The sequence below is a fragment of the Kluyvera genomosp. 2 genome, from assembly GCF_036759865.1.
In the GTDB taxonomy this organism is placed as follows: Bacteria; Pseudomonadota; Gammaproteobacteria; order Enterobacterales; family Enterobacteriaceae; genus Kluyvera; species Kluyvera ascorbata_B.
This window is the reverse complement of record NZ_JAPKIA010000012.1, coordinates 157,175-180,672: the sequence shown is the minus strand read 5'-3', so window position 1 is coordinate 180,672 and position 23,498 is coordinate 157,175. Positions and strand designations below refer to the sequence as shown.

The 23,498-nt window shown below is 58.8% G+C and carries 17 protein-coding genes and 1 riboswitch; of the genes, 6 read left to right on the top strand and 11 right to left on the bottom strand.

The features are described 5' to 3' along the window. Positions 1 to 44: 44 nt before the first annotated feature. Positions 45 to 2,408 carry an LPS assembly protein LptD gene (gene lptD, locus V6942_RS14840; protein WP_106925344.1) on the bottom strand — a complete coding sequence of 788 codons (2,364 nt, stop codon included), beginning with the start codon at positions 2,406 to 2,408 and terminating at the stop codon, positions 45 to 47. Between the two features lie 183 nt (positions 2,409 to 2,591). Between lptD and djlA the strand changes: the two genes are divergently transcribed. After that, positions 2,592 to 3,416 (top strand): co-chaperone DjlA, encoded by an 825-nt coding sequence (djlA, locus tag V6942_RS14835; protein WP_106925347.1) that lies wholly within the window; start codon positions 2,592 to 2,594, stop codon positions 3,414 to 3,416. A 103-nt stretch (positions 3,417 to 3,519) separates the two neighbouring features. On the opposite strand, the gene rluA is transcribed toward djlA, so the two are convergent. The 6 genes from rluA to araB form a co-directional block, all read right to left on the bottom strand. Continuing rightward, entirely contained in the window at positions 3,520 to 4,179 is a 660-nt protein-coding gene (rluA, locus tag V6942_RS14830; RefSeq protein WP_333501406.1) for a bifunctional tRNA pseudouridine(32) synthase/23S rRNA pseudouridine(746) synthase RluA, read from the bottom strand. Between the two features lie 12 nt (positions 4,180 to 4,191). Then, a complete protein-coding gene (gene rapA / locus V6942_RS14825) occupies positions 4,192 to 7,098 on the bottom strand; it encodes an RNA polymerase-associated protein RapA (RefSeq protein WP_106925351.1) in 2,907 nt (968 codons plus the stop codon). 130 nt (positions 7,099 to 7,228) lie between these two features. Then, positions 7,229 to 9,598 (bottom strand): DNA polymerase II, encoded by a 2,370-nt coding sequence (gene polB, locus V6942_RS14820; RefSeq protein ID WP_333501405.1) that lies wholly within the window; start codon positions 9,596 to 9,598, stop codon positions 7,229 to 7,231. Between the two features lie 150 nt (positions 9,599 to 9,748). After that, positions 9,749 to 10,444, bottom strand: coding sequence for an L-ribulose-5-phosphate 4-epimerase (gene araD / locus V6942_RS14815; RefSeq protein WP_106925353.1), 696 nt, complete (start codon positions 10,442 to 10,444; stop codon positions 9,749 to 9,751). 109 nt (positions 10,445 to 10,553) lie between these two features. Further along, positions 10,554 to 12,056 (bottom strand): L-arabinose isomerase, encoded by a 1,503-nt coding sequence (gene araA, locus V6942_RS14810; RefSeq protein ID WP_333501404.1) that lies wholly within the window; start codon positions 12,054 to 12,056, stop codon positions 10,554 to 10,556. Between the two features lie 11 nt (positions 12,057 to 12,067). Continuing rightward, a complete protein-coding gene (gene araB / locus V6942_RS14805; RefSeq protein WP_333501403.1) occupies positions 12,068 to 13,774 on the bottom strand; it encodes a ribulokinase in 1,707 nt (568 codons plus the stop codon). A 327-nt stretch (positions 13,775 to 14,101) separates the two neighbouring features. Between araB and araC the strand changes: the two genes are divergently transcribed. Further along, positions 14,102 to 14,947: an arabinose operon transcriptional regulator AraC gene (gene araC / locus V6942_RS14800; protein ID WP_106925359.1), complete on the top strand. Its 846-nt coding sequence runs from the start codon at positions 14,102 to 14,104 to the stop codon at positions 14,945 to 14,947. Positions 14,948 to 15,076: 129 nt separating this feature from the next. Next, on the top strand, positions 15,077 to 15,844 hold the full coding sequence (locus V6942_RS14795; protein ID WP_106925361.1) for a DedA family protein: 768 nt from the start codon (positions 15,077 to 15,079) through the stop codon (positions 15,842 to 15,844). Between the two features lie 44 nt (positions 15,845 to 15,888). On the opposite strand, the gene thiQ is transcribed toward V6942_RS14795, so the two are convergent. The 4 genes from thiQ to sgrR all read right to left on the bottom strand — a co-directional run bounded on the left by thiQ (position 15,889) and on the right by sgrR (position 20,960). Then, positions 15,889 to 16,587, bottom strand: a complete 699-nt coding sequence (thiQ, locus tag V6942_RS14790) for a thiamine ABC transporter ATP-binding protein ThiQ (protein WP_182929477.1) — start codon at positions 16,585 to 16,587, stop codon at positions 15,889 to 15,891. After that, positions 16,571 to 18,181, bottom strand: a complete 1,611-nt coding sequence (gene thiP, locus V6942_RS14785; RefSeq protein WP_182966227.1) for a thiamine/thiamine pyrophosphate ABC transporter permease ThiP — start codon at positions 18,179 to 18,181, stop codon at positions 16,571 to 16,573. The genes thiQ and thiP overlap by 17 nt, the downstream gene beginning before the upstream one ends. After that, positions 18,157 to 19,140: a thiamine ABC transporter substrate binding subunit gene (thiB, locus tag V6942_RS14780; protein ID WP_182966229.1), complete on the bottom strand. Its 984-nt coding sequence runs from the start codon at positions 19,138 to 19,140 to the stop codon at positions 18,157 to 18,159. Before thiB ends, thiP begins: the two co-directional genes overlap by 25 nt. A 30-nt stretch (positions 19,141 to 19,170) precedes the next feature. Continuing rightward, positions 19,171 to 19,269, bottom strand: a riboswitch (TPP riboswitch). 35 nt (positions 19,270 to 19,304) lie between these two features. After that, positions 19,305 to 20,960 (bottom strand): HTH-type transcriptional regulator SgrR, encoded by a 1,656-nt coding sequence (gene sgrR / locus V6942_RS14775; protein WP_182929474.1) that lies wholly within the window; start codon positions 20,958 to 20,960, stop codon positions 19,305 to 19,307. An 87-nt stretch (positions 20,961 to 21,047) separates the two neighbouring features. Between sgrR and sgrT the strand changes: the two genes are divergently transcribed. The 3 genes from sgrT to idnO all read left to right on the top strand — a co-directional run bounded on the left by sgrT (position 21,048) and on the right by idnO (position 23,480). Next, entirely contained in the window at positions 21,048 to 21,200 is a 153-nt protein-coding gene (sgrT, locus tag V6942_RS14770) for a glucose uptake inhibitor SgrT (RefSeq protein WP_106925369.1), read from the top strand. 90 nt (positions 21,201 to 21,290) lie between these two features. Beyond that, positions 21,291 to 22,469, top strand: coding sequence for a sugar efflux transporter (locus V6942_RS14765; RefSeq protein ID WP_106925371.1), 1,179 nt, complete (start codon positions 21,291 to 21,293; stop codon positions 22,467 to 22,469). Positions 22,470 to 22,715: 246 nt separating this feature from the next. Next, positions 22,716 to 23,480, top strand: a complete 765-nt coding sequence (idnO, locus tag V6942_RS14760; RefSeq protein WP_106925373.1) for a gluconate 5-dehydrogenase — start codon at positions 22,716 to 22,718, stop codon at positions 23,478 to 23,480. The last annotated feature ends 18 nt before the right edge of the window (positions 23,481 to 23,498 follow it).

Below are 23,498 nucleotides of genomic sequence, written 5' to 3'. Positions count from 1 at the left end.
ATTTCAATTAACCGCAATGCGGATGATGTGTCTAACTCGTTACCTTACAGTGAGCTTTGGTACGGCATAATGTTGGAACGCAGCATCTGCTGGGTGCCCAGACCGTAGTTAGAGCTCAGACCACGCAGCTCAATACTGAAGCCGATGGAGTTGTCATACTTGGACTGCCCGCCGGTGCCGCCATTGTTGTAATCCCAACCGTTGAGTTTACGCTCATAGCCCACGCGGATGGCGTAGCAGCAGGAGTTGTACTGCACGCCCAGCATCTGATCGGCCGGATTATGCGTGTTGGTGTCAAAGTAATAGGCACCGACAACGGACCAGCGATCGACGATTGGCCAACTGGCCGTCGCCCCCACCTGCGAGATACCGTTACGGTACTGCTCGGCGGTGGAGTAGGTCGGCAGCGTCGCCTGGATATATTCCGGGCTGGCATAGCGATAGGTCAGCTGTACCAGACGTTCGTCGTCCTGGCGATACTCAATGGCCGAGCTGCTGGTGGCGATGTTGTTCAGACGCGTATCGTACTGAATACCGCCGCGCAGGCCCCACTTGTTGCTGATGCGCCAGTAGGTGTCGCCTGCCCATACCAGTGAACCGGTTTTGTTGTCTTTCTCCCAGTTAATGTTGTCATCACCGGTGCGAGACTCGGTGAAATAGTAGATTTGACCAACAGAAACGTTAAAACGTTCAACGGCGGCGTCATCATAAATGCGCGATGTGACGCCGGTCGTGATCTGGTTTGCAGAGGCAATACGGTCGAGGCCGCTGTAGGTGCGATCGCGGAACAGGCCGGAGTAGTCAGACTGCAGCAGCGTGGAGTCGTAGTTGTTGATTTTGCTCTGGTCACGATACGGGACGTACAGATACTGAACGCGCGGTTCCAGCGTCTGGGTGTAGCCCGGGCTCAGCACCATATCGCGCTCGAACACCATCTTACCGTCGACTTTCAGCTGCGGCATGGTGCGGCTGACGGAGCTCGCCAGCTGGTTATGGCTGCTGTCGCTATTGTAGTCGTCGATATTGGTCTGGTTGTAGTGCGTGGCCAGTAGCTTGGCTTCGGTGTTCAGGCTGCCCCAGCGGTTGCCCAGCGGCAGATTGATGGTTGGCTCGAGGTGAACGCGCGTCGCTTCCGGCAGGCTGCCGTTGCTGTTAACGAATTTCACCGCCTGCGCGTAGAGGCGGGTATCAAACGGCCCCACGTCGTTCTGGTAGACGTTAACGTCCAGCTGCGGTTCAGCGGAATAGGAGTTGCTGTTGCTGCGGTCGAAGACCTGGAACTGCTTGGTTGACACGGTGGCATCGAAGTTCTGCACCGCGTAGCCCACGCTCAGCTTCTGCGTGGCGTAGCCGTCGGTACTGGAACCGTACTTGGAGGAAAAGTCGTTAAAGTAGTCCGGGTCGCTGACCTTGGTGACGTCGGCGTTGAAACGCCACACCTGATCCATTACCCCGGCATGACGCCAGTAGAACAGCCAACGGCGGCTGTTATCGTCCGTCGGGTGATCGTTAGAGTAGACGCTGTCGGAAGGCAGATAGTCCAGCTCGAACAGGCCGGTACCCGCCTGAGTCAGATAGCGGAATTCGTTTTCCCACATGACGCCGCCGCGCTTATCCATATAGTGCGGCGTGATGGTGGCGTCCATGTTTGGCGCGATGTTCCAGTAGTACGGCAGCGTGAATTCGAAGCCGTTGGAGCTGCCGTATTTGGCGTTCGGGATCAGGAAGCCTGAACGGCGCTTATCGCCGACCGGCAGCTGCAGATACGGGCTGTAGAACACCGGTACCGGGCCAATTTTGAAGCGGGCATTCCAGATTTCCGCAACCTGCTCTTCGCGGTCGTGGATAACCTCGCTACCGACGACGCTCCAGGTGTTGGACCCCGGCAGACAGGAGGTGAAGGTGCCGTTTTCGAGAATGGTGTAACGGTTTTCGCCGCGCTGTTTCATGACGTCAGCGGTGCCGCGGCCCTGGCGGCCGACCATCTGGTAGTCACCTTCCCAGACGTTGGTATCTTTGGTATTCAGGTTTGACCACGCTTTGGGGCCTTTCAGAATCACCTGATTATCGTCATAGTGGACGTTGCCAAGCGCATCGACGGTGCGCACCGGTACGGCGACGCCCTCAGGCTGCTTTTGATGCAGCTGAACTTCATCCGCCTGCAGGCGGCTGTTACCCTGATTAATATCGACATTGCCTTTAAAGACGGCGTTATCCGGGTAGTTGCCGTCGGCGTGATCGGCCGTAATCGTGACGGGCTGTTCGTTAGCCGGGCCGCTGACCAATGGGCGATCGTAACTCGGCACGCCAAGCATACATTGTGAGGCGAGATCGGCTGCCATTCCTTGCTGACTGTACAAGGCGCTGGCGATCATGGTCGCGAGGAGAGTGGGAATACGTTTTTTCATACGTTGTATTTGTTGTTCCGTCATCTATAGCATTGCGGCATGCAAACGGTCAGAGACTAACGTACTCATCGTTATGACGCTAGTTTTATCCTGCCCGTTCTCGCCAGAGGTGTTATGCATGGCATTGAATGACAGGTATGATAATGCATATTTTAGCCGCTGGCATGACGATTTGGGGAGTATATGCAGTATTGGGGAAAAGTGATTGGTGTGGCGGTTGCCCTGATGATGGGCGGCGGCTTCTGGGGCGTCGTCCTCGGGCTGCTCGTAGGCCACATGTTTGACAAGGCACGTAGCCGTCGCGTGAACTGGTTTGCCAACCAACAGCAACGTCAGTCGCTGTTTTTTGCGACCACGTTTGAAGTGATGGGCCACCTGACCAAATCGAAAGGGCGCGTGACGGAAGCGGATATTCATATCGCCAGTCTGTTTATGGACCGGATGAATCTGCACGGCGAGTCGCGCACGGCGGCGCAGCAGGCGTTCCGCGTCGGCAAGGCGGACAGCTACCCGCTGCGCGAGAAGATGCGTCAGTTCCGCAGCGTCTGCTTCGGGCGTTCCGATCTGATTCGGATGTTTCTTGAAATTCAGATTCAGGCGGCGTTTGCCGACGGTTCTCTGCACCCGAACGAGCGCGATGTGCTGTACGTGATTGCCGAAGAGCTGGGTATCTCCCGTGCCCAGTTCGATCAGTTCCTGCGCATGATGCAGGGCGGCGCGCAGTTTGGCGGCGGCTATCAGCAGCAGTCGCAGGGCGGTCACGGCGGCGGCTGGCAGCAGGCACAGCGCGGGCCAACGCTGGAAGATGCCTGCAACGTGCTGGGCGTGAAGCCAGGCGATGACGCGACAACCATCAAACGCGCATACCGTAAATTAATGAGCGAACATCACCCGGATAAGCTGGTGGCGAAAGGGCTGCCGCCGGAGATGATGGAGATGGCGAAGCAAAAAGCGCAGGAAATTCAGAAAGCGTACGAGCTGATTAAAGAGCAGAAAGGGTTTAAGTAAGGTGTTGTGAATTGCCGGATGGCGATGCTTACGCATCTCATCCGGCCTACAGGATGTGGTAGGCCGGGCAAGCGCAGCGCCCCCGGCACTATCGCGCGCGGTCTTAAAAATCCACCGGCGCCTTAAACGTCATGCTATTACCAAACTGCGGGTGGGTAATGGTCAACGTCTCCGCATGCAGCTGCAAACGCGACGCCATCGCCAGCGCTTCATCGTGCGCATAAAAGCGGTCGCCGAGAATCGGGTGGCCCAGCGCCAGCATATGCACGCGTAGCTGGTGCGAGCGTCCGGTAATCGGTTGAAGCTTCACCCGCGCCGTGTTATCCGCCGCATATTCCAGCACTTCATATTCCGTTTGCGCGGCCTTGCCGGTTTCATAACACACTTTCTGCTTTGGCCGGTTCGGCCAGTCACAAATCAGCGGTAAATCCACCAGCCCCTCCGCAGGTTGCGGATGCCCCCACACGCGGGCCACGTACTGTTTTTTCGGCTCGCGTTCGCGGAACTGGCGCTTGAGCTCCCGTTCCGCGGCTTTGGTCAGGGCCACTACAATCACGCCGCTGGTCGCCATATCCAGGCGGTGTACGGACTCCGCCTGGGGATAGTCGCGCTGCACGCGGGTCATGATGCTGTCTTTATGCTCCTCAAGACGACCCGGTACGGACAACAGGCCGCTTGGCTTGTTGACCACCATGATGTGCTCATCCTGATAGAGGATAACCAGCCACGGATCCTGCGGCGGATGGTAGTTTTCCATTCCCATGACGGGCTCCTGTTACTGGTGAGTGACGACGATAAGACGCAGCGCGTCCAGACGCCAGCCCGCTTGTGACAGGCTTTCCATCACCTGCTGACGGTTGCTTTCAATGGCGGAAAGCTCGTCGTCGCGGATGTTCGGGTTCACCGCTTTCAGCGCTTCCAGACGCGACAGCTCGGCGCTGAGCTTCTCGTCGGCCTCTTCGCGTGCTGCGGCAATCAGCGCCTGCGCCGCTTTCTCAATCTGCGTTTCACCTTTTTGCAGAATGGCGTGTACGTCCTGCTGCACCGCGTTCACCAGCTTGCTGCCGGTGTGGCGATTCACCGCGCTGAGCTGGCGGTTGAAGGTCTCAAACTCGACCTGGGCGGCAAGGTTGGTGCCGTTCTTATCCAGCAGCATACGCACCGGCGTCGGCGGCAGGAAGCGGTTGAGCTGCAGCTGTTTCGGGGCGTTGGCTTCAACCACGTAAATCAGCTCCAGCAGCAGCGTACCGACCGGCAGCGCCTTGTTTTTCAGCAGCGAAAGGGTGCTGCTGCCGGTGTCGCCGGAAAGGATCAGATCCAGACCATTGTGAATCAGCGGATGTTCCCAGGTCAGGAACTGCGCATCTTCACGGGACAGCGCGACGTCACGCTCAAAGGTCACGGTACAGCCGTCTTCCGGCAGACCCGGGAAGTCCGGCACCAGCATATGGTCGGACGGCGTCAGTACGATCAGGTTTTCGCCGCGATCGTCCTGGTTAATACCGACGATATCGAACAGGTTCATGGCGAAGGCGATCAGGTTGGTATCGTCATCCTGCTCTTCAATGCTTTCTGCCAGCTTCTGCGCTTTTTCGCCGCCGTTGGAGTGGATTTCCAACAGACGGTCGCGGCCCTGCTCCAGCTGCGCCTTCAGCGTGTCGTGCTGCTCGCGGCTGGCTTTAATCAGATCGTCAAAACCGTCGGTGGTTTCCGGCGCGGCCAGATAGGTAATCAGCTGGTCGTGGACGCTGTCGTAGATGGTACGGCCGGTCGGGCAGGTGTGTTCGAACGCGTCCAGGCCTTCGTGGTACCAGCGCACCAGCACGGACTGCGCGGTTTTTTCTAAGTAAGGCACGTGGATCTGAATATCGTGCGCCTGGCCAATACGGTCAAGACGGCCAATTCGCTGCTCCAGCAGGTCCGGGTTGAACGGCAGGTCAAACATCACCAGGTTGCTGGCGAACTGGAAGTTACGCCCTTCGGAGCCGATTTCCGAGCACAGCAGCACCTGCGCGCCGCTGTCTTCTTCACCAAACCAGGCGGCGGCGCGGTCGCGTTCAATAATGGACATGCCTTCGTGGAACACGGCGGCGCGGATGCCTTCACGCTCGCGCAGCACCTGCTCCAGCTGTAGCGCGGTGGCGGCTTTGGCGCAGATCACCAACACTTTCTGCGAGCGGTGGCTGGTCAGGTAGCCCATCAGCCACTCAACGCGTGGGTCGAAGTTCCACCAGGTACCGGTATCGCCTTCAAATTCTTGATAAATCTGTTCCGGATAGAGCATATCGCGGGCGCGCTCTTCGGCGCTCTTACGGGCACCCATAATGCCGGATACCTTAATGGCGGTTTGATACTGCGCCGGCAGCGGCAGCTTAATGGTGTGCAGCTCGCGTTTCGGGAAGCCCTTCACGCCGTTACGGGTGTTACGGAACAGCACGCGGCTGGTGCCGTGGCGGTCCATCAGCATGCTGATAAGTTCCTGACGCGCGGCTTCGGAGCCTTCGCGATCGCTGTTGGCGGTTTGCAGCAGCGCTTCGATATCCTGCTCGCCAATCAGCTCGCCGAGCATGTTCAGCTCTTCATTGCTCAGCTTGTTGCCCGCCAGCAGCAGCGCGACGGCGTCGGCGACCGGGCGGTAGTTTTTCTGTTCTTCAACGAACTGCTCGAAGTCGTGGAAGCGATTCGGGTCAAGCAGGCGTAAACGCGCGAAGTGGCTTTCCATTCCCAACTGCTCAGGCGTCGCGGTCAGCAGCAGCACGCCAGGCACGCGCTCGGCCAGCTCTTCAATGGCCAGGTATTCGCGGCTTGGCGCGTCTTCGCTCCATACCAGGTGGTGAGCTTCATCGACCACCATCAGATCCCATTCGGCGTCGCACAGGTGCTCCAGACGCTGCTTGTTGCGGCGCACGAAGTCCAGCGAGCAGATCACCAGCTGTTCGGTTTCAAACGGGTTGTAGGCGTCGTGCTGGGCTTCGGCGTAGCGCTCGTCATCGAACAGGGCGAAGCGCAGGTTGAAACGGCGCAGCATCTCAACCAGCCACTGATGCTGAAGGGTTTCCGGAACGATAATCAGCACGCGCTGCGCGGCGCCGGAGAGCAACTGCTGGTGCAGAATCATCCCGGCTTCAATGGTTTTGCCCAAGCCGACTTCGTCCGCCAGCAGGACGCGCGGCGCGTGGCGGCGGCCAACGTCGTGTGCGATGTTGAGCTGGTGCGGAATCAGGCTGGTGCGCTGGCCGCGCAGGCCGCTCCACGGCATACGGTATTGTTCGCTCTGGTATTTCCGCGCGCGGTAGCGCAGAGCAAAGCGGTCCATACGGTCGATTTGCCCGGCAAACAGGCGGTCCTGCGGCTTGCTGAACACCAGCTTGCTGTCGAGCAGCACTTCGCGCAGCATGACGTTGGCTTCTTCGGTGTCCTGGCGCGTACCGATATAGGCCAACAGTCCATTTTCTTCTTTAACTTCATCAACGAGCAACTGCCAGCCTTCATGGCTTGTGATCGTGTCGCCGGGATTGAACATGACGCGGGTCACGGGGGAGTCGCTTCGGGCGTACAGACGGTTCTCTCCGGTTGCCGGAAAGAGCAGGGTGACGGTGCGTGCATCCATTGCAACAACAGTACCAAGTCCCAGTTCGCTTTCTGTATCGCTGATCCAGCGTTGACCAAGTGTAAAAGGCATATGTGTTCGGCTCTATCTTTAATAAATTGCAGGCAATATTCAGCCACCACCTGAGAGGAGGCGGCGAGTGAATTTGGTCCAGGAATGGAAAGGGCGCTATGGTACTGGATGGCGGGACGTTAGTCACCTGTCAAAACAACCCCAGTTGCCCCGTCACTATTGTAGCAAAATCATCGTCGACAAAGGGGAGAATTCCTTCGGCGACGGGGGCCAGTTGTTTGGTGAGATAGTGGTCGTAATCCAGCGGCGACTGCTGATACGCCAGCGGCTCCGGGCCGTTGGTGGTCCAGACGTAGCGGATGCTGCCGCGCTGCTGGTACTGTTGCGGACGCCCTAACCGCACGTTCTGTTCATCGGCCAGCCGCGCGGCGCGCACGTGCGGCGGCACGTTGCGCTGGTACTCCGCCAGCGGGCGGCGCAGCTGCTTACGATACACCAGCTGTTCGTCCAGCTCGCCGGCCATCAGCTTATCAATGGTTTCGAGGATGAAATCCCGATAGGGTTCGTTGCGGAAGATGCGCAGATACAGCGCCTGCTGGAACTGCTGCGCCAGCGGCGTCCAGTCGGTGCGTACGGTCTCCAGCCCTTTATAGAGCATTCGCTGCTCGTCACCGTCCTGAATCATCCCGGCATAGCGCTTCTTGCTGCCGGTATCGGCACCGCGAATGGTCGGCATCAGGAAGCGGCAGAAGTGGGTTTCAAACTCCAGCTCCAGCGCGCTGGTCAGGCCGCTTTTTTGCAGTTCATCGGCCCACCACTGGTTGACAAACGCCACCAGCTCACGGCCAATCGTCGCGGCCTCTTCTTCACCGTGGGCGCGTTTAAGCCAGACGAAGGTGGAGTCGGTATCGCCGTAAATCACGTCGTAGCCCTGCGATTCAATCAGCGCTTTGGTCTGACGCATGATCGCATGGCCACGCATGGTGATCGATGACGCCAGACGAGGATCGAAAAAGCGGCAGGCGCTGGTGCCGAGCACGCCATAAAAGGCGTTCATGATAATCTTTAGCGCCTGCGACAGCGGTTTGTTTTTATGGCGCTTGGCTTCGTCGCGGGCGTGCCAGATCTGGCTGACGATCCCCGGCAGACAGTGTTTCTCGCGTGAGAACCAGGCGTCGAGGAAGCCTTCAGTGCTGTGCACCGCATCCGGGTGCGCCATCCCTTCAATCAGGCCGACCGGATCGATCAGGAAAGAGCGGATGATCGATGGATACAGGCTTTTGTAGTCGAGTACCAGAACGGAGTCGTACAGCCCGGGGCGGGAGTCCATGACGTAGCCGCCGGGGCTGGCCTGCGGCGGGACTTCGCCGAGGTTGGGTGCCACGTAGCCCAGACGATGCATGCGCGGAAAATAGAGATGGCTGAAGGCCGCTACCGAGCCGCCGTGGCGGTCAACCGCCAGACCGTTGACCGTGGCGCGTTCCAGTAAGAACGGCATGATTTCGGTTTTGTGGAAGATGCGGGTGACCAGCTCACAGTCTTTGAGGTTATAGGTGGCCAGCGCGGGCTTATCTTCGGCGAAACGGCGGTCAATTTCATCCATCCTGTCCCATGGATTGTCAATCGCCTTACCTTCGCCCAGCAGCTCGCGGGCGACGTTCTCCAGCGAAAACGAGGTGAAGTTCCAGAAGGCGGACTTAAGCGCTTCAATGCCGTCGATAATGAGCCGCCCGGCGGCCTGAGCGAAGAATATACCGTTCTTGAAACCGTGCTCGCGCCACTCCAGCTCGCTGCCGCCGCGCCCAAGCCGCAGCGGTACCCGGTAGCGCTCGGCGCTTTTTTGCAGCACGCGCAGGTCGAACTGCACCACGTTCCAGCCGATCAGCACGTCCGGGTCGTGCTCGGCGAACCAGGCATTGAGTTTTTCCAGCAGCAGCGGTCGGCTGGCGACGTACTCCAGGTGAAAATCGACCTGCGGCGTCTGCTCGGGTGGGGTGCCGAGCATATAGACGGTGCGCTGGCCGCAGCCTTCCAGACCAATGCAGTACAGTTCGCCGTGGCGGCTGGTTTCGATATCCAGCGACACCCATTTTAGCGGCGGACGATAGTCGGGGTTAGGCTTCATGCGCGCGTTGCGAAGCCCTGCGGCGGTGGGTTCCCCTTCCACCCACACCGGCGCGGTGATAAACCGCTCCATCAGGAAACGTTCCGGTGGACGAATATCGGCTTCGTAAACGGTGATGCCGTTTTCACACAGCACTTTTTCCAGTTTCATCAGCTGGCGATGGCCGCGGCAGTAGAGGCCGAAAACCGGCTGGCGGTGAAAATCTTTGAGCGCGAGTGGGGCAAGGCGCAGGCCGCTTTCGCCCTGAAGCAACCGTTCAACCTGCGCGCGCTGGGCTTCGGGGATAAATGCTACCGATTCCTGCGGTGGCAAGGTAACCGACAGCGGGCCGCCATCGGTCGCCAACCAGAAGGTTAGCTCGGTGCCCAGAGGCGTGTCCCGCCAGTGACGGGTTAACAGAAAACCGGATTGTGGCTGCGTCACGCGCGTTCTCATCGACAAAAAACCAGGCTTGATTATAGCCTGGTTTGGATAAAGAAGCTGGTGTTTTATACAGGTGTTGCACGAGAGCGCAGGCCGGATAAGGCGCTACGCCGCCATCCGGCATGTGCATCGTTCCGCCTGATGGCGCTTCGCTTATCAGGCCTACTGCCCGTAATAGGCTTTGGCGCCGTGTTTGCGCAGGTAGTGTTTATCGAGCAGCGTCTGCTGCATGTCTGGAAGCTGCGGCGCCAGCTGGCGGCAGAAAATACCCATATAGGCAATTTCTTCCAGCACGATGGCGTTGTGCACCGCGTCCTCAGCATTTTTTCCCCATGCAAACGGGCCGTGAGAGTGCACCAGCACGCCGGGCATTTGCGCCGGATCGATCCCTTTTTCGCGGAACGTTTCGACGATCACCGCGCCGGTTTCCCATTCATACTCGCCGTTGATTTCAGCATCGGTCATCAGACGGGTGCAGGGCACCGGGCCGTAGAAGTAGTCGGCGTGGGTGGTGCCGGTGGCGGGGATGGACTGCCCCGCCTGTGCCCAGATGGTGGCGTGGCGCGAGTGGGTGTGCACGATGCCGCCCAGCGTCGGGAATGCCTGATACAGCAGGCGATGGGTGGGAGTATCGGAAGAGGGCTTTTTCGTTCCTTCAACCACCTCGCCGGTGTCGAGGCTGACCACCACCATATCGTTAGCGGTCATGGCGCTGTAGTCGACGCCGGACGGCTTAATCACCATCACGCCGCGCTCGCGGTCGACGGCGCTGACGTTGCCCCAGGTCAGGGTGACCAGATTGTGTTTGGGGAGTGCCAGATTGGCTTCCAGTACCTGGCGTTTAAGATCTTCTAACATGTTAACTCCTGAGTGCCGGATGGCGCTTCGCTTATCCGGCCTACAAACTGGATTTCCCTCACCCCGGCCCTCTTCCTGGGGGAGAAGGTTAGGGTGAGGGGAAAGCGGCTTAGCGTTTAAACCCGTAATACACTTCGTTCCAGCGCAGCGCGTCCTTGAATGCCGGCAGGTGCGTGTCGTTATCGATGACGGCAATTTCGATATCCTGCAGCTCGGCAAACTGGCGCATATCGTCCAGCGTCAGCGCATGGCTGAACACCGTGTGGTGCGCGCCGCCGGCGATGATCCACGCTTCAGACGCGGTTTCCAGATTCGGGTGTGCTTTCCACAGCGCATTGGCGACCGGCAGTTTCGGCAGGTCATGCGGGGTTTTCACGGTTTCGATGGTATTGACCAGCAGGCGATAGCGATCGCCGAGATCGATCAGGCTGGCGACAACCGCCGGACCGGTCTGGGTATTGAAGATCAGGCGCGCAGGATCGGCTTTGCCGCCGATGCCGAGGTGCTGAACGTCGAGCAGCGGTTTTTCTTCGACGGCAATCGACGGGCACACTTCCAGCATGTGCGAGCCGAGGACCAGATCGTTACCGCCGTTAAAGTGGTAGGTGTAATCTTCCATAAATGAGGTGCCGCCCTGTAGACCGGTCGACATCACTTTCATAATGCGAAGCAGGGCGGCGGTTTTCCAGTCGCCTTCGCCAGCAAAGCCGTAACCTTGCTGCATCAGGCGCTGCACGGCGAGACCCGGCAGCTGTTTCAGGCCGTGCAAATCTTCAAAAGTGGTGGTAAAGGCGTGGAAGCCGCCCTCTTCGAGGAAGCGCTTCATGCCCAGCTCAATACGCGCAGCGTCCAGCACGTTCTGGCGTTTATCGCCGTGGATCTGAGTGGCCGGCGTAAAGCGATAGCTGCTCTCGTATTCGTCGACCAGTGCGCTGATTTCACCGTCGGTCACCGCGTTAACCACCTGCACCAGGTCGCCGACGGCCCAGGTGTTGACGGAGAAACCGAACTTGATCTGCGCGGCGACTTTATCGCCGTCGGTCACCGCGACTTCACGCATATTGTCGCCGAAGCGGCACACTTTCAACTGGCGGGTATCCTGTTTGGATACTGCCTGACGCATCCAGGAACCAATGCGTTCCTGCGCGTGTTTGTCCTGCCAGTGGCCGGTGACCACGCTGTGCTGCTGGCGCATACGCGCGCCGATGAAGCCGAACTCGCGGCCGCCGTGCGCGGTCTGGTTCAGGTTCATAAAGTCCATATCGATGCTGTCCCACGGCAGGGAGGCGTTGAACTGCGTATGGAACTGCAGCAGCGGTTTATTGAGCTGAGTGAGGCCGTTGATCCACATCTTCGCCGGAGAGAAGGTATGCAGCCAGACGACCATCCCGGCGCACTTCTGGTCGTAGTTCGCGTCGCGACAGATTGCGGTGATTTCGTCCGGGCGCGTGCCCAGCGGTTTCAGCACCAGTTTACACGGCAGCTTCGCTTCGGCGTTTAAGGCATTGACCACGTGTTCGGCGTTTTGCGTCACCTGACGCAGCGTTTCCGGCCCATACAGGTGCTGGCTACCAATGACAAACCATACTTCGTAATTATCAAAAACGGTCATGTTCGTATCCTTTAATGAGTCAGAGCGGCGCGGCCAGCGGCGGTTTTTTCCGATGGCGCGGCAGGGAGATAGTGTTGTTCGGCCGTCACGGCCCACTGCAGGTAGCGCTGGTAGAGCTCTTCAAAGCGCTGCGCCTGCGCCGGACGCGGCTGTAAGGTGTGTTCGACGCGGCTGGCCATATGCTGCTGCGCGGCAGGAATATCACCGTAAACGCCCGCAGCGACGGCGGCAAAAATAGCGGCCCCCAGCGCACAGCACTGATCGGAGGCGACAATTTGCAGTGGACGGTTCAGAACATCGCAGCAGGCCTGCATGATGACGCGGTTTTTACGCGCGATACCGCCCAGGGCCATGACGTTGTTAACGGGAATTCCCTGCTCGGTGAAGCACTCCATAATGGCGCGCGCACCGAAGGCGGTGGCGGCAATCAGGCCGCCAAACAGCGCCGGCGCGTCGGTCGCGAGGTTGAGATCGGTAATGACGCCTTTCAGGCGCTGGTTCGCATTCGGCGTGCGGCGGCCGTTAAACCAGTCCAGCACCACCGGCAGATGATCCAGCGATGGGTTGGCGGCCCAGGCTTCCGTCAGCACGGGCAGCAGCTGTTTCTGGCTGGCCTTGATCTGTGCTTTCAGTTCCGGATGCTGCGCGGCAAGCTGTTCTAGCGGCCAGCCGAGCACGCGGCCAAACCAGGCGTAGATATCGCCAAACGCGGACTGGCCCGCTTCCATCCCGATGAAATTCGGCACGACGCTGCCATCGACCTGGCCGCAGATGCCTTTTACCGTGCGGCTGCCCACGCTTGCTTTATCGGCAATCAGGATGTCGCAGGTTGAGGTGCCAATGACTTTCACCAGCGCATTAGGCTGCGCGCCCGCGCCAACCGCCCCCATATGGCAGTCAAATGCGCCGCCGGAGATGGTGACCTGCGTGGACAGGCCCAGGCGCTGCGCCCATTCGGCGGTCAGCGTGCCCACCGGCACGTCGGCGGTCCAGGTTTCAGTAAACAGCGGGTGCGGCAGGTGCTGGTTGAGAATGGGGTCCAGTTCGTCAAAGAACGTGGCTGGCGGTAGACCGCCCCAGCTTTCGTGCCACAGAGATTTATGCCCGGCGCTGCAGCGCCCGCGGCGAATATCCTCTGGACGGGTGGTGCCGGAAAGCAGCGCCGGAATCCAGTCGCACAGCTCTACCCATGAAGCGGCAGCCTTCGCCACCGCTCGGTCTGCGCGGGTGACGTGAAGGATCTTGGCCCAGAACCATTCGCTGGAATAAATGCCGCCGATGTAGCGGGAGTAATCTTCTTTGCCCGGCTGATGGCACAGGCGGGTGATGGCTTCGGCTTCTTCAACCGCGGTGTGGTCTTTCCACAGCACGAACATAGCGTTCGGGTTGTCGGCGAATTCTTCTTTCAGCGCCAGAACGTTGCCGTCGGCATCAATCGGTGCCGGGGTCGAGCCGGTGCTGTCGACGCCGATACCGACGACGTCCGCGCGCTGCGCGCTGGAAAGCGCGGTCAGCGCGCCCTTCAGTGCGGCTTCCATGGATTCGATATAGTCGCGCGGGTGGTGGCGAAAACGGTTATTTGGCGCGTCGCAGAAACGCCCTTCCTGCCAGCGCGGATACCACTCGACGTGGGTAGCGATCTCCTCGCCCGTCGCGCAATCCACCGCCAGGGCGCGGACCGAGTCACTGCCAAAATCGAGGCCAATTGCGATTGCCATCGTGTTACTCCATCTCAAAGAAAACGTGATAGAGAAACAGTAGATATCCGCGAAAAAAAACGTCAGGCCGGAACCGCTAATCTTATGGATGATCTTGCTGTGACCTCTCAAAGTGTGACGCCGTGCAAATAATCAATGTGGACTTTTCTGTCGTCTTTATAGACACTTCTGTTGTGGCTGTAAGCCGGGCTATATTCCGTAAGTGCCTTGAAATAACGGGGTTGACAGCGGCGCTGGTTCTGTTATTGATGGCGTGCGGCGGCCGTACCGATAAAAAGTCGAATATGGATAATTGGTTTCTTCAGATATCAATGAGAGCGAGCAGAAATGGCTGAAATGCAAAACGATCCCCTGCTGCCTGGTTACTCCTTTAACGCCCACCTGGTGGCGGGGCTTACGCCGATTGAAGCCGGCGGCTATCTCGACTTTTTCATCGACCGCCCGCTGGGAATGAAAGGTTTCATTCTCAATCTGACGGTGCGTGGAGAAGGGGTGATTGAAAATCAGGGGAAACAGTTCGTCTGCCGTCAGGGGGACATGCTGCTGTTTCCGCCAGGCGAAATTCACCACTATGGCCGTCATCCCGACGCCAGCGAGTGGTATCACCAGTGGGTTTACTTCCGTCCTCGCGCCTACTGGCACGAGTGGCTTAACTGGCCTGCTATCGTGGCGCAAACCGGTTTTTATCGTCCGGATGAAGCGCACCAGGCTGAGGTTGCCGAGCTATTTGGCAAGATTATTGAAGCCGGTCAGGGCGTGGGGCGTTACTCTGAGCTGCTGGCGATTAACCTGCTGGAGCAGCTATTGCTGCGGCGGATGGAAGCGATCAACGAATCGCTGCACCCCCCGATGGATAACCGCGTGCGCGATGCCTGTCAGTACATCAGCGATCACCTTGCCGATAGCCAGTTTGATATTGCCAGCGTCGCGCAGCACGTTTGCCTGTCGCCATCCCGGCTGTCGCATTTGTTCCGCCAGCAGTTGGGCGTGAGCGTACTGAGCTGGCGTGAGGATCAGCGCATCAGCCAGGCCAAGCTGCTGCTGAGCACCACCCGTATGCCCATTGCCACCGTGGGGCGTAACGTGGGCTTTGAAGATCAGCTCTATTTTTCCCGGGTTTTTAAAAAATGTACCGGTGCCAGCCCCAGCGAATTTCGCGCCGGGTGTGAATAAAAAGTAAAGAAAAGGAAATGCGCTGTGTCGGCTTTTGTCTTTGCCAGTAAACTCTATAGACAATTGAAGGCTTGACGATGCGCTGGGTGCTCTGGAAAATCCCCGCTTCGTTTTCAAACCGGGCACTCTATGCAAGCATTTCTGGAACATTTTATTACGCAGTCCACGACCTACTCGCTGATTGCGGTGGCGCTGGTGGCGTTTCTGGAATCACTGGCGTTAGTGGGGCTTATTCTGCCGGGTACCGTAATGATGGCGGGGCTTGGCGCGCTTATTGGCAGCGGCGAAGTGAATTTCTGGCAGGCATGGCTGGTGGGCATTATCGGCTGCCTGCTGGGCGACTGGATCTCTTTCTGGCTGGGCTGGCGCTTTAAGAAGCCGCTGCACCGCTGGTCCTTTATGAAGAAAAATAAAGCGCTGCTCGATAAAACCGAACATGCGCTGCACCAGCACAGCATGTTTACCATTCTGATTGGGCGCTTCATTGGGCCGACGCGTCCGGTGGTCCCGATGGTGGCCGGGATGCTCGATCTGCCGGTTGCCAAGTTTATCCCGCCGAATATTATTGGCTGCCTGCTGTGGCCGCCGCTGTATTTCCTGCCGGGGATCCTTGCCGGTGCGGCGATCGATATTCCGGCCGATGAGAACAGCGCCAGCTTTAAGTGGCTGCTGCTGGCGGCAGCGCTGTTGCTGTGGCTGGGGGCCTGGCTAAGCTGGCGGCTGTGGCGCAGCGCCAAAGAGAACCACGATCGCCTGAGCGCGCTGCTGACGCGCCAGCGCTTGCTGATGCTGGCTCCGTTGATGCTGGGCGTTGGCGTGGTGGCGCTGGTCAGCGCGATTCGTCATCCGCTGATGCCGGTGTATATCGATATACTGCGCAAGGTGGTGGGGGTGTAGGCGTTATTTTGCCGGATAAGGCGCAGCCGCCATCCGGCAGAGCATCAACTCCCGATGCCCAACAGCGCAGAAGCCTCCACTTTACCGCTTAGCAATGCCTGCGTTTCCCCGTCCCAGGCAATCCGCCCCTCCGCGACGACTATCGCGCGCGTCGCAATCCGGGCCGCGTCTTCAATGCTGTGCGATACCATCAGCAGCGTCAGATTCTGGCGCTGGCAGACGTCATCCACCAGCTGCAACATTTCCTGGCGCAGCGCCGGATCGAGCGCAGAGAACGGTTCGTCCAGCAGCAGAATTGGCTGCTCGCGTACCAGACAGCGGGCCAACGCCGCGCGCTGGCGCTGGCCGCCAGAGAGTTCGCCCGGCAGCCTGTCCAGCATGGATGCAATCCCCATTTGCCCGGCAATGGTCTGCATTCGGCGCTGCTGGTCGGCGCTGAGCCTGAGGCGTGGGCTCATTCCCAGACTGATGTTCTGGCCTACCGTCAGATGGCTGAACAGGTTGTTTTCCTGAAACAGCATCGATACCGGCCGCTGCGACGGCGGGGAGTGGGTATGGTCGCGACCTTCCAGCATGATGGTGCCGCTGGCAGGCGTCAGAAAACCCGCAATCAGGTTGAGCAACGTGGATTTCCCCGCGCCGCTCGGGCCCAGCACCGCCACTTTTTCGCCCTGCGCAATGGTGGCGCTAAAGCGCATCGGCAGATGCTGGTACAGCCAGGTGACATCATTCAGTTTTAGCATGGCGTCCGGGTAATTTTTCAATAAGGGTAAACAGCAGGAAACACAGCAGCAGCAGAATCAGCGCGGTCGCCGCGCCGTCCTGGCTGCGGTAGGCGCCAATCTGCTGATAGAGATAAAACGGCAGCGTGCGGAAATTGTCATTACCAAACAGCGCCACCACGCCGAAATCGCCAATCGACAGTACGCAGGCAAAGGCCAGCGCCTGCGCTAAAGGGCGTTTGAGCGCGCGTAGCTCAACGATCCGCAGGCGGTGAATGCCGGACAGACCTAATGAAGCGCACAGCACGCTGTAGCGGGCGGTGATGTCACGCATTGGTGTTTCAAGCACCTTGAGCGCGTAGGGAACCGCCATCAGCGCGTTGGTGAAAATCACGATCCCGTCGGCGGCGTCGGGCAGGCCGACGGTATTATTGAGTAACAGGAAGAAGCCGGTCGCCAGCACGATGCCCGGCATAGCGAGGATCAGCATGCCGCTGAGCTCCATGGCCTGACCAGCGAGCGCTTGGTTACGCGCCCGCAGCTCGCGGCTGCTCCACAGCAGCATCATGGTGAGTACCACGCACAGCAGCCCGGCGGCGAGCGCGATCCGCAGCGAGGTGCCGATGGCCTGCCACAGGATCGGCTGGGCGAAAACGTTCAGCATCGAGGGTTGAAGGCCATCGACGACCACCGCCAGCAGCGGCGGCAGCATCAGCAGCAGCGTGAAGGCGATGAGCACGCCGTCGGTAATGCGGCTATGCCAGCGATCGTCCGGGTCCCGCCAGCCTTGGATCTGGCTAGCGCCAACGGCGATTGTCCGGCTCATTCTCTGACTCAATAACACCAGCGTCAGGCAGCAGGTCATTTGAATTAATGCCAGCATGGCCGCGCGCGCCGGGTCGTAGTCAAAATTCAGCGCCTGGTAGATGGCCAGCTCAATGGTGGTAGCGGAAGGGCCGCCGCCCAGCGACAGCACGGTGGCGAAGCTGGCGAAGCAGAGCATGAAAATCAGCGTGGCAATGGGCAGAATTTGCCGGCGCATCCACGGCCACTCGACGTAGCGGAAAAACGGATAGCCGCGCATGCCCAGTTGGGCGGCCAGCTGGCGCTGCTCGCCGGGGATCTGCTCCAGCGCTTGTAGCAGCAGACGGGTGGCCATGGGCATATTGAAAAAGACGTGCGCCAGCAGAATGCCCTGTAGGCCGTAAGGGGAAAATTGCCACTGCCAGCCGAGCCAGGCGAACAGCTGCGACAGCCAGCCCTGGCGGCCGTAAACGCTGAGGATACCAAACACCGCGACCAGCACCGGGAGAATGAGCGTCATTGCGCACAGCCGCAGCAGCAGCTGGCGGCCGGGAAAACGTCGTCGGTACAGCGCGCGGGCGAGAAAAATAGCGGGCAGCACCGACAACAGCGCCGAGAGAAACGCCTGCCAGAATGAAAAACGCACGACGTGCCACAGGTAGCTATCGCCGAGCAGCGTAGACCATGAGGTTTCCGGGGCGTTGAGCCACAGCGCCAGAAAGGCCGCCAGGGCGACGGCCACCATCAGCGCGGTGGCCGCGAGGCCCGGGTAGAGCCAGCCCGGAATTAGCGGCTGGCGGCGCGGAGCCATGTATTAACCCAGTTCTGGCGTTCGCTGGCGACCTGCTGCGGCGTGAATTCGAGCGCGGTCTGCGGTTTGACCAGACCGTTAAAGCCTTCCGGCAGGGCGACCTGAGTCACCGGGTACATCCAGTTACCGGTGGCGACGGTGTTCTGGAAGCCTGGCGAAACCATAAAGTTCAGGAATTCATCTGCCAGCTTTTGTTGTTTGCTGGCTGCGGTTTTGGCTGCCACCTCAACCTGCAAATAGTGGCCTTCGGCAAACGGCGCCGCCGCATAATTATCTTTCTTCTCTTCGATAATATGGTAGGCCGGCGAGGTGGTATAACTGAGCACCAGGTCGCTTTCCCCTTTCAGGAACAGGCCGTAGGCTTCGCTCCAGCCCTTGGTGACGGTGACGGTCTTCGCCGCCAGCTTGTGCCAGGCTTCCGGCGCTTTGTCGCCGTAGACTTTTTGCATCCACAGCAGCAGACCTAAGCCGGGCGTACTGGTGCGCGGGTCCTGGTAGATAACGCGCCACTTCTGGTCGCTTTCCACCAGTTCTTTCAGGCTCTTCGGCGGGTTTTTCAGCTTGTTTTTGTCGTAGACGAAGGCGAAGTAGCCATAGTCGAACGGCACGAAGGTGTCGTTGTTCCAGCCACCGGGAACCGTCACTGCGCTCGCCGGAACGTTGCTTTTGGCGAACAGTTTGGTGTCGGTGGCCGCCTGCAGCAGGTTGTTATCCAGCCCCAGCACCACGTCCGCTTTGCTGTTTTTGCCTTCCATTCGCAGACGGTTAAGCAGCGAAACGCCATCTTCCAGCGCCACGAACTTCAGCTCGCAGTGACAGTCGGCCTCAAAGGCTTTTTTCACCGCCGGGCCGGGGCCCCAATCGGCGGCAAAAGAGTCATAGGTGTAGACCGTCAGGACCGGTTTTGCGAACGCCGGTACGGCAACCAGCACTAACAGGGGGAGGAATTTCTTGAGCACTTTGCACCTCAGTAAATGGGTGGCAAAGGATTTTGAGTTAGCCTCAAATCCCTTCGCCGGGATTATCCGGATCAGGTTCGACGGGTATCTCTCAGCCACGCATCTGGCGCAGCACCCCGTTGAGAACGGCACATTGTAATGATTACGTGAATAAATCAAAAGCCCTATGGATTCGGCGGCGCAAACCAGGCGGATTTAAAGTCAAACCAGCCCAGGGTATTCATGCGTACGCCGCGCATACTGCGCTGGCCCTGGAGCATCAGCCAGTGATGGATCAGCGGTACCATGCGCTGATTGGCCAACAGCTGCTGGCACCAGTCGGCCTGTGGCAGGTTGCCCGCTCGCCAGCGTCGTGCGTCCTGTTCCCAGTCAATCGGGATGCAGTGGCGGATCAGCGGGACTTCATACAAATAGGCAAACAGTGAAAAATCGAGCGGCAGCGTAAAGTTAGCGCTGTTGAGCCAGATGTCGCTGACCCCTTCGCCGCGGTGCCATTCGTCGTAATCCACCTCCTGAATGTTAAGTTTGACCTGATGTTCGGCCAGCAGCGCCGCCATAATCAGGCTGATGGTGCGGTGCTCAACGTGTTCGCGGTAATAGGTGAGGGTCACCGATTCCAGCCCGGCGGGTTTTTCGCAGGGGCGACTGCGCGCATGGTGCCAGCGCGGTAACAGGCCGTAGGCCGGGAACCAATGGCTCTGGTGCTGCTCTCCTGCCCGATAAAGCAGATTATTGGGATGAAAGACATGGCTGAGCCACTGGCGCACCGCCGGGTTATTGCCGAGCGGGCTGCGGGCGTCGAACAGCAGATAATAGCAGCCTTCCTCAAGGCGGCTTTCGACCGCTTTTTCGCTCTCGGTGGAACCTTCCAGCGTCAGGCCGCCGTTTGGCTCTTCGCTGATTTCCTGAAGCACCCAGACGTTCACTTCATCAATCAGCGCCCGGAAGCCAAAATAATCATCAAAGGCGAGGATCTTCAGCTGGTTAAGATTGTTACGTGCGACCGCGTACGGCCCGGTGCCGACCGGCATCCGCGAGAAATTGGCCAGCGTTTGCCATTCGCGCGGCAGGATCATCGCCGACACCTGGCTTAATAGCCACGGCAGCCAGCGGTCGGCTTCGGCCAGGTGGACATCCAGCACCCAGGCGGTAGGGGAGTGGATGCGCGTGATGTTGGAAAACAGCGGTAGCGTCATGCTGCGCTCCAGAGAGGCGATCACATCCTCCATCTCCAGTTCACGCCCGTGATGGAAGTGAATGCCGGGGCGCACATAAAAACGCCAGTGCAGGGGGGTAATTTCCTGCCAATGGTGAGCAATATCGGCTTCCAGTTCCCCATTTGCCTCATTTACGCGGGTTAACGCATTGAAAATCTGACGGGCGATGTGGGTTTCCGAGCGGCGCAGCGCGGTACCGGGCAGCAGATTATGCATCGGGCGATAGTAAAGAACCCGTAAAATGTGCCGCCCCTGGCGGAAACTACGGCCCAGATGAGACACCAGCATCTGACGGACCGCCGCTTTGTCTCCGACCAACTGCACCAGCTGATCGATCCGATCCTGTTCCAGAAGATCTTCCGCGCGCTGTTGCTGTAATGCCAGCCCGGTATAAAGGAACGTGAGTCTGGAACGCTTGCCGCGTCCGGCCTCCGCCTCCCACGTCAGCCAGCCGCGCGCTTCCATGGTATTTAAGAGCGTGCGCATATGGCGGCGCGAACAGTTCAGCAGCGCGGCGAGATCGTTGAGCGTTGTCTCCTGCGATTTGCCTTCGCAGCACTGCCATAAACGGATGAACTGCTGTTGTAATCGACCTGAAGGCATAAAAGGGGAACTCCTGATAAAAACTCAGCAATTTATTAATCCCTATATTAGGCCAATAATGGATTTCGATGAAGCGAGGAGGTGTCTATGAAGGGGTCTACCATCCATCAGTTCTACCAGCGCTATTTTGCCGCGACGCAGAGTATTTCCTGGCTGGCCCGCCAGGCGACGGCGCAGCGGCTTGACGTTCTGAACGCGCTGATGCAGTGGGAAGTTACGAAACCGACCTCTGAACATTAATTCGCCTAATCATGTGTGACTGAGTATTTGCCAGCAGGTATCATCTGCTGGCTTTTTTTTATTCTTTCTCGCGTGCTTAAAGGATTTCTCATGCTCTGGTTAATGACGATGGGACGACGTCTCAACGGTGTGTACGCCGCTTTTATGCTGGTGGCATTTATGATGGGCGTTGCGGGGGCGCTACAGGCGCCGACGCTGAGCCTGTTTCTCAGTCGTGAAGTGGGGGTGCCGCCGTTCTGGGTTGGGCTGTTTTACACCGTTAACGCCATCGCTGGGATCGTTGTTAGCCTGGCGCTGGCAAGGCGATCCGACAGCCGGGGCGATCGGCGCAAGCTGATCATGTTTTGCTGCCTGATGGCCGTCGGCAACGCGCTGTTGTTCGCTTTCAATCGCCATTATTTGACGTTGATTACCTGCGGCGTGATGCTGGCCTCAATGGCGAACGCCGCGATGCCGCAGCTGTTTGCGCTGGCGCGCGAATATGCGGACAGCTCGGCGCGCGAAGTGGTGATGTTCAGCTCGGTCATGCGCGCGCAGCTATCGCTGGCGTGGGTGATTGGCCCGCCGCTGGCCTTTATGCTGGCGCTGAACTACGGCTTTACGGCCATGTTTTCTATTGCGGCGGTGATTTTTGCCATTAGCCTGATGCTGATTGCGCTCACGCTGCCTTCGGTGGCGCGGGTGGAGCAGCCCGCCGACGTGCTGGAGAAGCCCACAGGCGGCTGGAAGGACAGCAACGTACGTATTCTGTTTATTGCCTCCACGCTGATGTGGACGTGCAATACCATGTATATCATCGACATGCCGTTGTGGATCAGCAGCGATCTTGGCTTGCCGGATAGCCTGGCGGGCATCCTGATGGGGACGGCCGCGGGTCTGGAGATTCCGGCGATGATCATTGCGGGCTACTACGTGAAGCACTTCGGTAAGCGCCGGATGATGGTCACTGCGGTAGCCGCCGGTGTGCTGTTCTACGTCGGGCTTATCTTCTTCCACAGCCATACCGCGCTGCTGATATTACAGCTGTTTAACGCCGTCTTTATCGGCATTGTCGCCGGGATTGGCATGCTGTGGTTCCAGGACCTGATGCCAGGGCGCGCCGGTGCGGCCACCACGCTGTTTACCAACAGTATCTCTACCGGGGTTATTCTTGCCGGGATTGTACAGGGCGCGCTGGCGCAAAACTTTGGTCACTTTTCGGTGTATTGGGCGATCGCGGGGATCTCGCTGGTGACGCTGGCGATGACCGCGCGGGTGAAAGACGTTTAACGTGTGCCGGGGCGGCCCCGGCGCTTGCGTTTTGTTGGCCGGATAAGGCGCTTACGCCGCCATCCGGCACAATGCTTTGACGGTCTGGTGACGCAATGCGTATCAGGCCAACTCTTCTTTTTTTCATCTTGCACGCAAATGCAAACCTGATCACATAACGATCATTTTCTCCTTCCTGGATCTTCTATTTTCTACTGTTACGCGTATACAGTTACGCGTAACAGTTATTAAAAAAGGAGTTTTTTCATGAAAAATCTATTCGATCTTAGCGGCAAACGTGCGCTGATTACCGGCTCCGCGCAGGGGATCGGTAACCTGCTGGCCAGTGGCCTGGCGGCGCACGGGGCTGAAATTGTGATTAACGACATCACCCGCGAACGCGCGCAGGCGGCGGCCGACAAGCTGGTGGCGCAGGGGTATCGCGCCGTTGGCTACGGTTTTGACGTCACGCAGGGAGAGGCGGTGGAGCGCGCCATTGCGCAAATCGAAAAGGAGGTGGGGGCCATTGATATCTTAATTAACAACGCGGGTATTCAGCGCCGCTATCCCTTTACCGAGTTTCCGGAAGCGGAATGGGACAAAATTATCGATGTGAATCAGAAATCGGTCTTTCTGGTTTCACAGCAGGTTTCTCGCTATATGGTGCAACGCCGCCGCGGCAAGATTATTAACATCTGCTCGATGCAAAGCGAACTTGGGCGCAAAACGATCACGCCGTATGCCGCCTCAAAAGGCGCGGTCAAAATGTTAACCCGCGGAATGTGCGTAGAGCTGGCGGAATACAATATTCAGGTCAACGGCATCGCCCCCGGCTATTTTGCGACTGAAATGACCACCGCATTGGTTAACGATGATGCTTTCTCTGCCTGGTTATTCCAGCGCACGCCCGCCGCCCGCTGGGGCAAGCCGGAAGAGCTGATTGGTGCAGCCGTTTATCTGGCTGCCCCGGCCTCTGACTTTGTGAATGGACACCTTCTGTTTGTCGATGGCGGCATGCTGGCCGCGGTTTGATCGCTAACGAGGCCGCGG

Excerpts from the sequence above, each read along its gene's own strand:
- polB (WP_333501405.1), bottom strand. The coding sequence starts at position 9,598 with ATGAGAACGCGCGTGACGCAGCCACAATCCGGTTTTCTGTTAACCCGT.
- V6942_RS14765 (WP_106925371.1), top strand. The coding sequence starts at position 21,291 with ATGCTCTGGTTAATGACGATGGGACGACGTCTCAACGGTGTGTACGCC.
- V6942_RS14795 (WP_106925361.1), top strand. The coding sequence starts at position 15,077 with ATGCAAGCATTTCTGGAACATTTTATTACGCAGTCCACGACCTACTCG.
- sgrT (WP_106925369.1), top strand. The coding sequence starts at position 21,048 with ATGAAGGGGTCTACCATCCATCAGTTCTACCAGCGCTATTTTGCCGCG.
- rluA (WP_333501406.1), bottom strand. The coding sequence starts at position 4,179 with ATGGGAATGGAAAACTACCATCCGCCGCAGGATCCGTGGCTGGTTATC.
- rapA (WP_106925351.1), bottom strand. The coding sequence starts at position 7,098 with ATGCCTTTTACACTTGGTCAACGCTGGATCAGCGATACAGAAAGCGAA.
- sgrR (WP_182929474.1), bottom strand. The coding sequence starts at position 20,960 with ATGCCTTCAGGTCGATTACAACAGCAGTTCATCCGTTTATGGCAGTGC.
- araA (WP_333501404.1), bottom strand. The coding sequence starts at position 12,056 with ATGACCGTTTTTGATAATTACGAAGTATGGTTTGTCATTGGTAGCCAG.
- thiP (WP_182966227.1), bottom strand. The coding sequence starts at position 18,181 with ATGGCTCCGCGCCGCCAGCCGCTAATTCCGGGCTGGCTCTACCCGGGC.
- araC (WP_106925359.1), top strand. The coding sequence starts at position 14,102 with ATGGCTGAAATGCAAAACGATCCCCTGCTGCCTGGTTACTCCTTTAAC.
- lptD (WP_106925344.1), bottom strand. The coding sequence starts at position 2,408 with ATGAAAAAACGTATTCCCACTCTCCTCGCGACCATGATCGCCAGCGCC.
- thiQ (WP_182929477.1), bottom strand. The coding sequence starts at position 16,587 with ATGCTAAAACTGAATGATGTCACCTGGCTGTACCAGCATCTGCCGATG.
- djlA (WP_106925347.1), top strand. The coding sequence starts at position 2,592 with ATGCAGTATTGGGGAAAAGTGATTGGTGTGGCGGTTGCCCTGATGATG.
- araB (WP_333501403.1), bottom strand. The coding sequence starts at position 13,774 with ATGGCAATCGCAATTGGCCTCGATTTTGGCAGTGACTCGGTCCGCGCC.
- araD (WP_106925353.1), bottom strand. The coding sequence starts at position 10,444 with ATGTTAGAAGATCTTAAACGCCAGGTACTGGAAGCCAATCTGGCACTC.
- idnO (WP_106925373.1), top strand. The coding sequence starts at position 22,716 with ATGAAAAATCTATTCGATCTTAGCGGCAAACGTGCGCTGATTACCGGC.